The 13396-nt window shown below is 28.5% G+C and carries 18 protein-coding genes and 1 riboswitch; of the genes, 3 read left to right on the top strand and 15 right to left on the bottom strand.

Going from position 1 to position 13396, the window contains the following annotated elements; genetic code table 11:
* Window positions 1-127: 127 nt before the first annotated feature.
* The 7 genes from PB7211_RS04960 to rplM are packed head-to-tail and all read right to left on the bottom strand — an operon-like array spanning window position 128 to window position 5372.
* Window positions 128-982, bottom strand: coding sequence for a DMT family transporter (locus tag PB7211_RS04960; RefSeq protein ID WP_008544501.1), 855 nt, complete (start codon window positions 980-982; stop codon window positions 128-130).
* A 17-nt stretch (window positions 983-999) separates the two neighbouring features.
* Entirely contained in the window at window positions 1000-1902 is a 903-nt protein-coding gene (locus PB7211_RS04955) for an AEC family transporter (RefSeq protein WP_008544685.1), read from the bottom strand.
* A 2-nt stretch (window positions 1903-1904) separates the two neighbouring features.
* Window positions 1905-3197 (bottom strand): homoserine dehydrogenase, encoded by a 1293-nt coding sequence (locus tag PB7211_RS04950; protein ID WP_008545643.1) that lies wholly within the window; start codon window positions 3195-3197, stop codon window positions 1905-1907.
* Window positions 3194-3421, bottom strand: a complete 228-nt coding sequence (locus PB7211_RS04945) for a hypothetical protein (protein ID WP_034399045.1) — start codon at window positions 3419-3421, stop codon at window positions 3194-3196. Before PB7211_RS04945 ends, PB7211_RS04950 begins: the two co-directional genes overlap by 4 nt.
* On the bottom strand, window positions 3421-4440 hold the full coding sequence (argC, locus tag PB7211_RS04940) for an N-acetyl-gamma-glutamyl-phosphate reductase (protein ID WP_008545212.1): 1020 nt from the start codon (window positions 4438-4440) through the stop codon (window positions 3421-3423). The genes PB7211_RS04945 and argC overlap by 1 nt, the downstream gene beginning before the upstream one ends.
* A gap of 34 nt (window positions 4441-4474) precedes the next feature.
* A complete protein-coding gene (gene rpsI, locus PB7211_RS04935) occupies window positions 4475-4912 on the bottom strand; it encodes a 30S ribosomal protein S9 (RefSeq protein WP_008545367.1) in 438 nt (145 codons plus the stop codon).
* A gap of 1 nt (window position 4913) precedes the next feature.
* On the bottom strand, window positions 4914-5372 hold the full coding sequence (rplM, locus tag PB7211_RS04930; protein WP_008545809.1) for a 50S ribosomal protein L13: 459 nt from the start codon (window positions 5370-5372) through the stop codon (window positions 4914-4916).
* 138 nt (window positions 5373-5510) lie between these two features.
* Window positions 5511-5577, top strand: a riboswitch (SAM riboswitch).
* 2 nt (window positions 5578-5579) lie between these two features.
* Here rplM and PB7211_RS04925 point away from each other — a divergent pair.
* The gene (locus PB7211_RS04925; protein ID WP_008545788.1) at window positions 5580-6908 is read left to right on the top strand and encodes an O-acetylhomoserine aminocarboxypropyltransferase/cysteine synthase family protein; all 1329 of its coding nucleotides are present in this window, start codon (window positions 5580-5582) and stop codon (window positions 6906-6908) included.
* Here the strand turns inward: PB7211_RS04925 and PB7211_RS04920 are convergent.
* Window positions 6891-7922: a COX15/CtaA family protein gene (locus PB7211_RS04920; RefSeq protein ID WP_034399042.1), complete on the bottom strand. Its 1032-nt coding sequence runs from the start codon at window positions 7920-7922 to the stop codon at window positions 6891-6893. The genes PB7211_RS04925 and PB7211_RS04920 overlap by 18 nt on opposite strands.
* Window positions 7923-7965: 43 nt before the next feature.
* On the opposite strand from PB7211_RS04920, the gene PB7211_RS04915 reads away from it, so the two are divergent.
* The gene (locus PB7211_RS04915; protein WP_008544504.1) at window positions 7966-8256 is read left to right on the top strand and encodes a chorismate mutase; all 291 of its coding nucleotides are present in this window, start codon (window positions 7966-7968) and stop codon (window positions 8254-8256) included.
* On the opposite strand, the gene PB7211_RS04910 is transcribed toward PB7211_RS04915, so the two are convergent.
* From PB7211_RS04910 to PB7211_RS04885, 6 genes are read right to left on the bottom strand one after another with little or no spacing between them, the layout of a single operon-like run.
* The gene (locus PB7211_RS04910; protein WP_034399040.1) at window positions 8257-8448 is read right to left on the bottom strand and encodes a bL33 family ribosomal protein; all 192 of its coding nucleotides are present in this window, start codon (window positions 8446-8448) and stop codon (window positions 8257-8259) included. It abuts the gene before it with no gap.
* A gap of 1 nt (window position 8449) precedes the next feature.
* Entirely contained in the window at window positions 8450-8821 is a 372-nt protein-coding gene (locus PB7211_RS04905) for a MerR family transcriptional regulator (RefSeq protein WP_008544982.1), read from the bottom strand.
* Window positions 8814-9113 (bottom strand): HU family DNA-binding protein, encoded by a 300-nt coding sequence (locus tag PB7211_RS04900; RefSeq protein ID WP_008544143.1) that lies wholly within the window; start codon window positions 9111-9113, stop codon window positions 8814-8816. The genes PB7211_RS04905 and PB7211_RS04900 overlap by 8 nt, the downstream gene beginning before the upstream one ends.
* Window positions 9114-9117: 4 nt before the next feature.
* Complete coding sequence (gene plsX, locus PB7211_RS04895; RefSeq protein WP_008546023.1) at window positions 9118-10119, bottom strand: phosphate acyltransferase PlsX; 1002 nt, start codon at window positions 10117-10119, stop codon at window positions 9118-9120.
* 29 nt (window positions 10120-10148) lie between these two features.
* On the bottom strand, window positions 10149-10331 hold the full coding sequence (gene rpmF / locus PB7211_RS04890) for a 50S ribosomal protein L32 (protein ID WP_008544930.1): 183 nt from the start codon (window positions 10329-10331) through the stop codon (window positions 10149-10151).
* Between the two features lie 2 nt (window positions 10332-10333).
* Entirely contained in the window at window positions 10334-10801 is a 468-nt protein-coding gene (locus PB7211_RS04885; protein ID WP_008544620.1) for a ubiquinol-cytochrome C chaperone family protein, read from the bottom strand.
* Between PB7211_RS04885 and bamE the strand changes: the two genes are divergently transcribed.
* On the top strand, window positions 10800-11285 hold the full coding sequence (gene bamE, locus PB7211_RS04880; protein ID WP_034399035.1) for an outer membrane protein assembly factor BamE domain-containing protein: 486 nt from the start codon (window positions 10800-10802) through the stop codon (window positions 11283-11285). The genes PB7211_RS04885 and bamE overlap by 2 nt on opposite strands.
* On the opposite strand, the gene PB7211_RS04875 is transcribed toward bamE, so the two are convergent.
* Window positions 11272-13377, bottom strand: coding sequence for a sodium-translocating pyrophosphatase (locus PB7211_RS04875; RefSeq protein WP_008546103.1), 2106 nt, complete (start codon window positions 13375-13377; stop codon window positions 11272-11274). The genes bamE and PB7211_RS04875 overlap by 14 nt on opposite strands.
* Between the last annotated feature and the right edge of the window lie 19 nt (window positions 13378-13396).

The raw sequence follows: 13396 nt of genomic DNA, 5'->3' as shown, positions 1-13396 counted from the left end.
ATATTAAGTATTTTATTAAACTTATCCTAAATTATTATTAAATTTTTTATTAAGATATTATAATAATTACAATAGTTTATAATATAATATTAATGTAATAGATTAGATAATAGTAAATATTTAATTACTAATATTTAGACCTAGTAAGTATATATTCTCGTCTAAATATATATAAACCACTTAAAATGATGATTAATAAACCTACATATGTCCATTTATCAGGGAACTCACTAAAAAAATAATAGCCTATTAATACATTTGGTATTATCTCTGTATAGCCTAAAGGAGCTAATTTAGAGGCATCAGCATATTTGAGGGATAATATCAAAAATAAATGCCCTATGCACGCGAAAACGCCTATACCAGCCATTAAAGACCATTGATTTAGTGATGGTTTTACCCAATAAAAGGGAATAATTGCTGAAACAAGTATGGCCCCTACCATTCCAGTCATTAAAAGCGTTAAAAGTGGATTATCTGAAGTACTTAATTTTCGAGTTATTATTAAATAAAATCCATAAAGAATGCCAGTTCCTAATGCTGCTAAACTAGCAAAATTTAACTCAACAAAACCAGGTCTAATCACTACTAAAGAACCAGTAAAACCAACTACCACTGCTGTCCATCTTCTAAAACCCACTTTCTCTCCTAGCATAACAGGTGAAAATGTAGTTACAATTAAAGGTGCTACAAAAGCTAAAGTTAATGCTTTCGCCAAAGAAATTATAGATATTGCATAAAAAAAACAAATATTAGCTGATAGCAATATTATACCTCTTAATATTTGTAATTTAGGTTTGTCGGACCACACTAGTTGTTTTTTAAAAAAAAATATCATTATTGGAAGTGTAAAAAAAACCGTAAAAAAATATCTTGCCCAAGTTATTTGTAATATTGGAAGATCATCACTCAAAAATTTAGCAAAACCATCCATGACAGGTAAAAACATCCATCCAAGTAAACTAAAAATAATGGCTTTCATAAGCCAATAGATACATTTTAATTGAAGTATTTTAAAGCAAAGAATACAACAATAGGTATTGTAATAAATGACATTAGTGTTGAAACTACAATTGTACTAGCAACACTATCAATAATTTTTTTTGGTGAGTAAATTGATGCAACAAGGTAATTTAATACTGCTGATGGCATTGAGCATTGAATTAGTAGAACACCAGCTGCAAATCCTGATAAATTAAAATATCTTATTAATAAGAAACCTACTATAGGACCAAGAATAACTCTACCTATTGACGAGACTAAAGCTTTTTTAAAAGAAAAAACTTTAAATCGAGTAAGTGCAATTCCTAGAGACATTAAAATTAAAAATATAGTTGCATACATTAATAAAAAAGTTGTGTTTTCAATAAAGACTGGAGTCTCAATTTCGAAATAAAGTAAAAGAACAGAAATTATAATTGTATAAAATGGAGGACTTTTAAGAATTACATCAAAATTAAATTTTCTAGCTGCAAGAAATATACCTAATGTGAAATGACTCAATATTATCAAGGCTGAAATTGCAGCTGCAACACCTAAACCTTGTGATCCATAAGCAAATAAGCATATAGGTAAACCCATATTACCAGTGTTTGGCATTATAAATGGAGGCAATTCACGAATGATATCTTTAGTATTAAGTAAAAATAAAAAGATTACACCAATTAAAGAAAAAATTATAATTGCTATCAAGTAATACCAAAAATAATTTTTGAAAATTTCAAATGATGTTCCAGTGGCTGTTAATGCATAAATAATCATTGCTGGTGTACCTACATTAGCAGCAAAATTTGTTATGAATGTTGTATCTATTTTTGGATTTTTTTTTCCAAGATAGTAACCAATCCCAACAACAAAAAAAACAGGAAATAAAACTTCAAAAAGTTTAATGTATAAATCCATTATTAATCAAGTAATCTAATCAATGTTGGATTTTTAAGTATATTCTTATTATTTTTGAAAATAGATAAGCAATTATTGCAATTTAACTCCGTCGTTTTGTGTGAAATTATTACAATTGTAGCTTTATTATTTTTTTTATCTGGAGTTTGAATAATTCTTTTAATTGAAATTTTATACTTAGCTAAACGATTAGTAATTTGAGATAATACGCCTGGTTTATCTTTAACTTCAAATCTTAAATATAAAGAATTAACATAATTATTTGAATTATATGGTTTTAGAGTTTTCAGCTTTGAAGCACTGACACCAAATGGTCTTTTAATATTACCTCGTAATATAGATAATAGATCAGACAATAGAGCAGAAGATGTAGGGCCAGGTCCAGCGCCCTCCCCTTGTAAAATACTTTCACCAACTGGTTTTCCTTCAATTATAACGGCATTCATTACACCATTAACATTTCCTATATAGGATTTTTTACTCACAAGACATGGATGAACTGTTTCAAAAAGTTGATTATTTTTTAACTCAGAAATGCCGAGTAATTTAATTCTTAAATCTAATTGGTTAGCTATTTTAATATCTTTTAATTCAATTTTTTCTATTCCTTCCATTAGACATTTGTATGAAGAAATTTTACTATGAAATGCTAAAGCTGATAGAATTCTAACTTTTGCAAAAGCATCAAATCCATTTAAGTCTAATTTAGGATTGCCAGGTTCAGCATAACCAAGTTTTTGGGCTTTTTTAAGAACATCTGAAAAATTGAGATTTGAATTTTCCATCTCAGAAAGAATATAATTGGAGGTACCATTTAAAATTCCATAAACTTTTGAAATTTTATTTGTTGCTAAACCTTCTTTGATAGATCTCAATACAGGTATTCCACCTGCTACTGATGCCTCAAATTCAAAGTTAACATTATTTTTTTCAGCAAGTTTTGCTAAATTATTTCCATGTTTAGATATTAAAGCTTTATTGGGTGTAATTACATGTGTTTTATTTTTCAAAGCTGTTTCAACAATTTTTTTTGAAACACCGTCGGATTGTCCAATTGCTTCAAATAAAATATCAACTTTTTTCTTTTTAAAAATTTCTAAAGGATTTTTAAAAAAATTTTTTTTATCAAAATTAAATTGTCTTTTTTTATTAAAATTTTTTGCAGAAACAGCTACAATATTTATTTTTTTTCCAGTTTTAATCTCAATATCTTTTTTTTTTAAATTTAATTCATTTAAAAGATAAATTCCAACTTGACCCAAACCTATTACAGCAATATTAATTATATTTTTCATTGGCTTATATCTGGATATTTACTTTTTTTTGTATGGTCATCTATATAAATCTTATATTCCTCAAGTGTCATAGTTGTTATATCGTCTGTCTTTTTTAATATCTTAGATAATTTTTTTTGATTTTCTTTTCTTTTTTCTACATCTTCTGTCCAATATTTAGAATCTGTATTTAGTGAACAATTACTTAAAATAAAGAATAAAGATAAAATAAAAGTAAATTTCATTACAATGCAGTTTTTAAGGGAAAATTAAATTTCATATTTAAATTTTGTACAGCTTGACCTGCGCCACCTTTAATCAAGTTATCAATAGCAGAAAGTATTACAATTTTATTTTTATATTTTGATTTACAAACTGATATATGGCAATTATTTGTATTAATCACATCGTTAGTGCTGATTAAAGTATTTTTTTTTAAGATCCTAACAAAATTATCTTTTTGATAAAATGTTGAGAGTTTTTTAACAACATCTGACTGTGTAACACCAATTTCCAAATCTATATAAATGGTACTCAAGATTCCTCTAAACATAGGTGTTAGATGAGGTGTAAAACTAAAATTAATTTCTTTTTTAGTATATTTTTTTAACATTTGATCTATTTCAGAATTATGACGATGAAACCCAACACCGTAGGCACTTAAAGATTCATAAAGATTTTTATCTTTATATTTTTTATGAACTCCTCTACCAGCACCTGAATAACCTGATTTAGAATCCATAATTATATTTTTTACTTTTACTAAATTACTTTCAAAAAGAGGTATTAGGGGTAACAATATAGAGGTTGGATAACATCCTGGGCATGAAATAATTTGATAATTGTTTAATTCTTTGCCGTTAATTTCTGGAAGAGAATATATACTTTTTTTTATTAAATTTTTTGCTCTATGTTTTTGCTTATACCATTTAAGATAATCAGATGTTTTTTCTAATCTAAAATCAGCAGCTAAATCAATTAAAGTAATATTTTTCGTTAAATATTTTGAAATATCTTGAGCTTCTCCATTTGGAAGAGCTGTAAAAATTACATCTATATCTTTTAAAAGGTTTTTATTAAATTTAACAATTTTAGGTAATTCTTTATTTGATAATGATTTATCATAATAAGTAATTTTTTTACCAACAGAGGTATTTCCACATAAATATTTAATATTAATATATTTATGTTTAACTAATAATTTTATTAATTGAACACCAATATATCCAGTTGAACCAGCAACTAATGCATTAAGCTTAGGCATAATTTATTATAACAGTTAAAAAATTAAAAAAAAATTATCTTTTAGAGAATTGGAAACTTCTTCTAGCTTTTCTTCTGCCTGGTTTCTTTCTCTCAACAGCTCTAGAGTCTCTTGTAGTAAGTTTTTCGGTCTTTAATGTAGTTTTAAAACTTTCATCAAACATTACTAGAGCTTTTGAAATTCCATGAACCATGGCTCCTGCCTGTCCAGTAGGACCGCCTCCGCTAACACTACATCTTACATCGTATCCTGTAGATTGGTTAATAATATCAAACGGCCTAGTTATTTGAAGATGATGAAATTCACTTGAAAAATATTCATTAAAAAGTTTGCCATTCACATATATTTTTCCAGTACCTTTTTTTAACCAAACTTTAGCTATTGAAGTTTTTCTTCTTCCAGTTGCGTATTTACTATCCTTAAAATCTAGTTTTAATTTAGGTGATTTTGATGTTGTTTGAGTATTTTCCATATTAATTTCTTACTAGATTTTTGCTATTTAATTTTTCAAGTTCGATCACTTGAGGATTTTGAGCTGAATGAGGGTGATCGTTACCAGAATAAATTTTAAGTTTAGTTAGTTGTTTTCTTCCTAGAACTCCACCTGGCAACATTCTTTTTACAGCAAGTTTTAGAGTTTCACCTGGTTTTTTTTCATATAATTTTTCAGGTGTTGCAACTTTAATCCCACCTGGATGACCTGTATGTCTATAATATTTTTTTTCTTGAAATTTTTTACCAGTAAACTTTGCTTGTTCAATATTTTTTACTACAACAAAATCTCCATGATCCATATGAGGTGTATAAGTAGTTTTGTTTTTTCCTCTTATAATCTTAGAAACAACTGTAGCTAATCTTCCAACAACTGCATTAGTTGCATCTATTTCATACCATGAAGAATTTAATTGGTCTTTTTTTACGAATTTTGTCATTGTGCCAGGATTAATACTATTATTAATTACAAAGTCAATTTGATATTTGCCTTGTAAAATAAGTCTAATCTGATAGAAAGTATTTGCCGATTTGATCCTATTGCGGGCGTAAAACTGCTAAAAAGGAACTTTCAAAACATAATCGGTAGGCATTTGAACTGTATTGTGCGCCTAACATAAAGTTAAAGCACTAAAAAAGGAGTAAAAATGAGTACAAAACGAAACAACCCTGAGACAATTGCTATTCACGGTGGTAATTACAGAAGCGATCCAACAACTAACGCTGTAGCAGTACCAATATATAGAACAACATCCTATGAGTTTACTAGCACAGATCATGCAGCTAATCTTTTTGCATTAAAGGAGTTTGGAAATATTTACACAAGAATAATGAATCCAACTAATGATGCGTTAGAAAAAAGAGTTGCTGCATTAGAAGGTGGTTTAGCGTGTCTAACTGTTTCTTCAGGTCAAACGGCTTCTACGTTTGCAATTTTAAATGTAGCTCAAGCAGGAGATAATATTATTAGCTCAACTGATCTATACGGTGGAACAGTATCTTTATTCACTCACACGTTAAGCAAATTAGGGATTGAAATAAGATATGCAGACCCAAGTGATCCTAAAAATTTTGAAAAATTAGTTGATGATAAAACTAGAGCTTTTTATGGTGAAACATTACCAAATCCTTATTTGAGAGTTTTTCCAATCAAAGAAGTTTCTGATATAGGTAGAAAGTATAATATTCCATTAATTATGGATAACACAGCTTCTCCTGTTATTTGTAAACCAATTGAACATGGTGCAGCTATAGTAATTCATTCTTTAACAAAATATATAGGTGGACATGGAACTGCTGTAGCGGGGAGTATTGTTGATAGTGGAAATTTTGATTGGACAGCTGATCCAAACAGACAGCCATTATTTAACGAACCTGACGCAAGTTATGGTGGAGCTATTTGGGGAAAAGTTGTTCCAGAATTAACTGGAGCAAACATACCTTTTGCTGTTAGAGCAAGAGTTTGTTTATTAAGGGATTTAGGTTCAGCACTTGCTCCAGATAATGCTTTTGCCATTATTCAAGGTCTCGAAACTGTTGCCCTTAGAATGAAACAACATTGTGAAAATGCTCAAAAAGTAGTTAATTTCCTAAAAACACATGATGAAGTAACAAAAGTTATTTATTCAACAGAACATGAAAAAACAATAGCTGATAGAGCTTCCAAATATCTAAAAGGTGGAAATGGACCAATGGTAGGTATCGAATTAAAAGGTGGTATTGAAGCTGGTAAAAAGTTTATCGAGTCTTTAAAAATGTTTTATCATGTAGCAAATATTGGTGATGCTAGAAGTTTGGCTATTCACCCTGCTAGTACTACTCATAGTCAATTAAATGAAAAAGAATTAGCAGCATCAGGTGTAACTCAAAGTTATGTAAGACTTTGTATTGGTATTGAACACATTGATGACATTATTGATGATTTAAATCAAGCTTTGAATAAATCTTCAAAACCTAATTTAAAAGCTGTTGTTTAATTTTTTATATTTAGAAATATAAAGAAAATATAAAGTTGTAAGTATAATAAAAATTGAATTTATCTGGTGTAAAGATGCATAAGTAATTTTTACTCCAGATAAAAGCGTCATCACACCTAGAATAACTTGTAAAAATAAACTTACACCAATTAATAAAATTGGTTTTATAAATATTCTATTATTTTCTCTAATAACCAGAAATAATAAATAGGCATAAATTATAACAATTAAATATGCTAAGTTTCTATGAACGAATTGGACTATTGATGGGTTGTTAAAAAAAGAGATATTTAAAAATTCTAATATTTTACTATCGTCCGGAAAATATGAGGTTCCCATTAAAGGCCAAGTATTATAAACTGTGCCAGCATCCATACCTGATACAAATGCACCAATTATTAATTGTAAAAATAAGAGTAAAAGAAAAAACTTAAAAAGATATAATCTAATTGAAATTCCAGTTTTTTGAATATTTTTGATTTGTAGAATTTTCCAAAATATTACTGACAATATAATGAAAGCTGTAACTAAATGTAGCGACAATCTATAATGGCTAACATCAACTCTATCTACTAAACCACTTGAAACCATATACCATCCTATAAAACCTTGAAAACAAACTAGTATAAAAATTATTCCAAATCTTCTTAGAATCCATAAACCATGTTTAATTGTAAAATAAATTAATGGCAGCAATACAGTTAATCCAATTAATCTTCCTAATTGTCTATGAATCCATTCCCACCAAAAAATTACTTTAAATTCATTTAATGTCATATTAAAATTTTGTTCACTAAATTCTGGTATTGTTTTATAAAGATCAAAATAATTAATCCATTTCTCATTAGATAGTGGAGGTACAAGACCTACAAATAATTCCCATGTTGTAATTGATAAACCTGAATCTGTTAGTCTGGTTAATCCACCAACAAGAATTATCAAAATAACTAACCCTAATAATAAAAATAACCAAATCTTAAGTTGATAATTTAAATGACTATTCTGACTGTACATATGTAAATAAATATAATAATTATTAATTAATCCAATAAATTAAATGTCGCCAAAAAATAAAAAGAAATTAAATCTAATAAGAGTTAAACTTGATAAATTAGATAATAAACTGCTTGATCTGATAAAATATAGAACTTTTCTTGTAAAAGAGGTGCTAAAACTAAAAGAATTCAAAAAAGAAATTGTAGACAAAAAAAGAATTAACTTCATATTAAATAAGATTAAGGACAAATCAAAAAAACTTAATATAGATCCAAAAATAACAAATCGAATATGGAAAAATATGATCTGGTCTTATATTGATTACGAAAGACGAAACTTTAAAAAAAAATAATTATTTACTATGAGGTGGGAGTTTTTTTTCCACAAACAACTCATGTTTTCGAGTATCGGGGTTATATTTTTTTGCTGAAAGTTTTACTTTAGCCTTTTCACCGCCAGCTGGTTTTTTTACATAATAAAAAAATGAACTATCAGGTTTTGCTTCTGGAACCAGTCTTACTTTTACATGTGTTTTTTTTGCCATTTTATTTTAATTTTTTTATGTTTTTAATAATACTTGAAATTTTGTTCAACTTATTTCTTAAATTATCAGCTTTTATAGAATTATTTGCCATTTCGTCAAGTTCTAAAGACTCCTCACCTTTAAGAACTTTTTTAACACCATTAATAGTCATACCCTTATCTTTTAATAAAAATTTAACTTTTTTTAATAAATTAATGGTTCCTTCATCATAATACCTTCTATTCGCGTTTAATATTTTGGGTTTAATTTGTTTAAATTGAGTTTCCCAGAATCTAATTGTGTGAGTTGGTAAAACTCCTTTTTTTTTCGATTTTAATTGTAAAATTTTAGCTACTTCACCTATTGTTTTATAAGCACTATCTGATTTATCCATTATCTTTTAAGTTTATAAAATCTTTAAATTCTTTTGAAGGTTTAAATAAAACAACATCTCTACTAGATATAATCTTAGATTCTTTAGTTTTTGGATTTCTTCCTATTCTTGATTTTTTTTGTCTAATTGAAAATGTTCCAAATTTAGATAATTTTAATTTTTTTTCTAATTTTATATTTTTAATTATAGTAGATAAAAAATCTTCTATAAGATTTTCTGATATTTGCTTAGAAAAACCAAGTTGCATATAAACTAAATTAACTAAGTCTTTTTTAGTTAAATTTATTCTCATTAGCTTAAATATTTTGCTTAATCTTTTCTATCAAATTCCCTTTAACAATTCTATGACAAACATCAAGTGAATTTGAAAAACCTATATAATCCGTTCCTCCATGGCTTTTTACTACAGGTGAGTCTAAACCAATAAAAATAGCTCCATTATACAGTCTTGGATCAAGACGTTTTTTAAATTTTCTTAGGTTTGAAATATTTAAAAAAGATGAAATTTTACCAATTAAAGAACCCGTCATTGCAGTTTTAAGTTCACCTGTTATGAAATTAGCTGTTCCCTCAGCAGTTTTTAATGCAACATTACCAGTAAACCCATCTGATACAATAACGTTAACTTCGCCATCCATTAAATGATTGCCCTCTATATAACCTGCAAAATCATAATTAATTGACTTTTTATCATTTAAGATTTGGTAAGTTTCTTTTATGATTTCATTACCTTTAAGTTCTTCTGAGCCAATGTTTAATAATGCTACATTTGGTTTATCATTTGGATATAATGAAGTGTAAAGAGAAGCTCCCATAATTGAAAAGTCTAGTAGGTTTTTAGAACTGCATTCAATATTTGCTCCTAAATCTAAAACTACGCTCATACCTTTTTTATTAGGCCATAAAGCTGATAAAGCTGGTTTATCAATATTTTCGATCATTTTTAAATTTAATTTAGATATAACTAATAAGGCACCTGTATTCCCTGCAGAGACTACAATGTGTGCTTCTTTTTTTTTAACACTTTCAATAGCAAGCCACATACTCGTGTTTTTTCCTCTCTTGGCACCTTCCAAAGGGCTATCAGCACTTTTTACAACATCCTCAGTATGAAAAATTTCAAAAAAATCTTTATTTATTTTATCTTTGATAATTTCTGAAATTTTATTCTGATCACCAAAAATTTTATAACAAACTTCTTTATTAGATTGATGATTATGAATAATACCATCTATTATTTTTTTTGGTGAATTATCACCGCCCATTGCATCGACAGCAATTTTAATCATATCTGACATTATAAATGATAGAATTTAAGATTATAGTATTATTCTTTAGGATCCAAAACTTGTCGACCCTTATACATGCCAGTTTTTAAATCAAGATGATGAGAAAGTCTGTATTCTCCAGACTTTTTATCCTCAACTATATTTTTAGTTGAATATTTCATCGTTTGTGCTCTTCTCATTCCTGTTCTGGAAGGGGTTTGTTTTCGTTTTGGTACAGCCATAATTATGGGTTACTTACACTTTTTAGAAAAGAATTCAAAGTTTTTTTTGATAATTTTTCATTAAAATCCTCAAAATAATCAAGCAAATCCTCAATATTATTAAAATCGCTTAAAAAAATAGAAAATTTTTTTAATTTCTCTGATTTGTTCAAATTATCCCAAAAGTGAATTTCTGAAACCATCGAATGAAAAAGATTAATATAATCTTTCATTTTTTTATTAATAGACTGATCACCATAACCAATTTCACGAATACTTAATTCTAGTTGTCTAAAATTAAAATCATAGATTTCTTGTAAAATAATCTTGTTTTCTTCATTTTTATAGTTTTTAAGAAAAAACGAAAAATGTAATAAAAATAATGTTAGCCGATCAGCAAAATTATCATCTCTATTTAAAGATTTGTACAAATCTTTATTTCTAGTGTAATTAATTAAATTGTTATAAATATAAAGGTATTTTTCATCCATGATCAAAATATTATATATAATTTTTCTTTCATTAGTAGTTGCAAATTGCTCTTTTAAAAATGTGGTAAAACATCATGGAGTGCCCTTTTTAGAAAAAAAACAAGAAACTTTAATAGTAAATAAAGCTAATAAAAATGATATAAGAGAAATTCTTGGATATCCTTCAACTACTAGTAAATTTGATAATGATGTTTGGATTTATATTGAAAGAAAACAAACACAATCTGAATTAAAAAATTTAGGAAGAATGAAAATATATAAAAATGATGTTCTTGTTTTAGAAATTGATAAATATGGAATTCTTAAAAACAAAAAATTTTATAATAAAGATGATATGGAAAACATCAAAATAGTTAAAGCTACGACACAAGCAGGATTTAAAAAAAATTCTTTTATTTACGAATTCATGTCTAGTATGAGACAAAAGCTTAATGACCCTCTAGGCGTGAGGGCCAAAAAACGTAAAGAAATTAGCCAGCGATAACAGCCAATAAAAGTAAAGCTACTATGTTGGTAATTTTGATCATTGGATTTACTGCAGGACCAGCTGTATCTTTGTATGGATCACCAACAGTATCTCCTGTGACAGCTGCCTTATGAGCCTCTGAACCTTTTCCGCCATGGTTACCATCTTCAATATATTTTTTAGCATTATCCCATGCTCCACCGCCTGCTGTCATTGAAACTGCAACAAATAAACCAGTTATAATTACACCTAATAACATAGCGCCAACAGCCGCTAGAGCTGCTACTTGTCCACCTATTGACAGAATAATAAAGTAAAGAACCACAGGTGAGAGTACTGGTAATAAAGATGGAATGATCATCTCTTTGATTGCCGCAACCGTTAGTAAATCAACTAATTTAGCATAGTCAGGTTTTTGTTTTCTTTTCATTATACCTGGAAATTTTTTAAATTGTCTTCTTACCTCAACAACAACTGCACCACCTGCTCTTCCAACAGCTTGCATTCCCATAGAACCGAATAAGTACGGTAGCATCCCACCTACTAACAATCCAACAACTACATATGGATTTGATAAGTCAAATGTTACTACTATGCCTTCTAATTTTGAACCAGCGACATTAGAAAAATGTTTAATGTCCTCTACATAAGCAGCAAATAAAACTAATGCACCTAATCCAGCAGAACCAATTGCATAACCTTTGGTGACAGCTTTAGTCGTATTTCCAACTGCATCTAATGCGTCAGTTGTTTTTCTAACTTTCTTATCTAAGTTAGACATTTCTGCAATACCACCTGCGTTATCTGTAACAGGACCATAAGCATCTAATGCAACAACCATTCCAGCAAGAGCCAACATGGTTGTAACGGCGATAGCTATACCAAACAATCCAGCTATAGAATTTGTAACTAAAATACCTGCAACAATTATTAATGCAGGTATAGCTGTTGCTTCCATTGATACTGCCAAACCTTGAATAACATTAGTACCGTGACCAGTTGTTGAAGATGCGGCAACAGATTTTACGGGTCTATAATTTGTACCAGTATAATACTCTGTAATCCAAATTAACAATCCTGTTATTATTAGACCAATAACGCCACAATAATATAAATTTAATCCATTAAAAGTTTTATCATTAACTGTATATTCATTTGTAAAACCAATAACATGATCTGTAACTGGATATAATATTACTAATGAGGCAAGTGCAGAAACTATAAAACCTTTATATAAAGCATTCATCACATTATTGTCTTTACCAAGTTTAACAAAGAAAGTTCCTATTATGGATGTTAAAATACAAGCTCCACCAATAGTAAGCGGATAAATCATCATATTAATATCACCATGAAAGAAAATTGAAGATAAAACCATTGTAGCAACAATTGTAACAGCATATGTTTCAAATAAATCAGCAGCCATACCAGCACAATCACCTACGTTATCCCCGACGTTATCTGCGATAACAGCAGGGTTTCTAGGATCGTCCTCTGGAATTCCAGCCTCAACTTTTCCAACTAAATCAGCACCAACATCCGCTCCTTTAGTAAAAATACCTCCACCTAATCTTGCGAAAATAGATATTAAAGAAGCACCAAATCCTAATGCAACAAGTGCATTAACAATTTCTCTTTCATCAACACCATTTCTTAATAGAAAATAATAATAAACAGCTATAGCTAATAATGCTAAACCAGCAACCAACATACCAGTAACAGCACCTGATTTGAAAGCTACAGACAAACCTTGAGCAAGCCCTTTTCTTGATGCCTCAGCAGTTCTTACATTAGCTTCAACAGAAACTAACATTCCAACATATCCTGCAATTCCAGATAATGCTGCACCAATTAGATAACCAAGTCCAACTAATGGACTGAATGCTACACTAACAATAACTAAAACAACAACACCAACAATTGCAATTGTTTTATATTGTCTTGCTAGATATGCTTTTGCTCCAATTTGAATGGCTGATGCAATATCTTGCATCTTAGCATTACCCGCACTTTGATTTAAAATATTTTTTCCTGTAAAAAATCCATAAACAATGGATAAGAGTCCTGCTGCGATAGTGTATAATAGTATAGTTTCGACTGTTGTGCTCATATAAACCTTAAGGTTGTTG

This window comes from Candidatus Pelagibacter sp. HTCC7211, assembly GCF_000155895.1.
GTDB lineage: Bacteria > Pseudomonadota > Alphaproteobacteria > Pelagibacterales > Pelagibacteraceae > Pelagibacter.
Note: the sequence above shows the minus strand (reverse complement) of the source record. Positions and strands in the feature narration are given on the sequence as shown.

Excerpts from the sequence above, each read along its gene's own strand:
- PB7211_RS04960 (WP_008544501.1), bottom strand. The coding sequence starts at position 982 with ATGAAAGCCATTATTTTTAGTTTACTTGGATGGATGTTTTTACCTGTC.
- PB7211_RS04955 (WP_008544685.1), bottom strand. The coding sequence starts at position 1,902 with ATGGATTTATACATTAAACTTTTTGAAGTTTTATTTCCTGTTTTTTTT.
- PB7211_RS04950 (WP_008545643.1), bottom strand. The coding sequence starts at position 3,197 with ATGAAAAATATAATTAATATTGCTGTAATAGGTTTGGGTCAAGTTGGA.
- PB7211_RS04945 (WP_034399045.1), bottom strand. The coding sequence starts at position 3,421 with ATGAAATTTACTTTTATTTTATCTTTATTCTTTATTTTAAGTAATTGT.
- argC (WP_008545212.1), bottom strand. The coding sequence starts at position 4,440 with ATGCCTAAGCTTAATGCATTAGTTGCTGGTTCAACTGGATATATTGGT.
- rpsI (WP_008545367.1), bottom strand. The coding sequence starts at position 4,912 with ATGGAAAATACTCAAACAACATCAAAATCACCTAAATTAAAACTAGAT.
- rplM (WP_008545809.1), bottom strand. The coding sequence starts at position 5,372 with ATGACAAAATTCGTAAAAAAAGACCAATTAAATTCTTCATGGTATGAA.
- PB7211_RS04925 (WP_008545788.1), top strand. The coding sequence starts at position 5,580 with ATGAGTACAAAACGAAACAACCCTGAGACAATTGCTATTCACGGTGGT.
- PB7211_RS04920 (WP_034399042.1), bottom strand. The coding sequence starts at position 7,922 with ATGTACAGTCAGAATAGTCATTTAAATTATCAACTTAAGATTTGGTTA.
- PB7211_RS04915 (WP_008544504.1), top strand. The coding sequence starts at position 7,966 with ATGTCGCCAAAAAATAAAAAGAAATTAAATCTAATAAGAGTTAAACTT.
- PB7211_RS04910 (WP_034399040.1), bottom strand. The coding sequence starts at position 8,448 with ATGGCAAAAAAAACACATGTAAAAGTAAGACTGGTTCCAGAAGCAAAA.
- PB7211_RS04905 (WP_008544982.1), bottom strand. The coding sequence starts at position 8,821 with ATGGATAAATCAGATAGTGCTTATAAAACAATAGGTGAAGTAGCTAAA.
- PB7211_RS04900 (WP_008544143.1), bottom strand. The coding sequence starts at position 9,113 with ATGAGAATAAATTTAACTAAAAAAGACTTAGTTAATTTAGTTTATATG.
- plsX (WP_008546023.1), bottom strand. The coding sequence starts at position 10,119 with ATGTCAGATATGATTAAAATTGCTGTCGATGCAATGGGCGGTGATAAT.
- rpmF (WP_008544930.1), bottom strand. The coding sequence starts at position 10,331 with ATGGCTGTACCAAAACGAAAACAAACCCCTTCCAGAACAGGAATGAGA.
- bamE (WP_034399035.1), top strand. The coding sequence starts at position 10,800 with ATGATCAAAATATTATATATAATTTTTCTTTCATTAGTAGTTGCAAAT.
- PB7211_RS04885 (WP_008544620.1), bottom strand. The coding sequence starts at position 10,801 with ATGGATGAAAAATACCTTTATATTTATAACAATTTAATTAATTACACT.
- PB7211_RS04875 (WP_008546103.1), bottom strand. The coding sequence starts at position 13,377 with ATGAGCACAACAGTCGAAACTATACTATTATACACTATCGCAGCAGGA.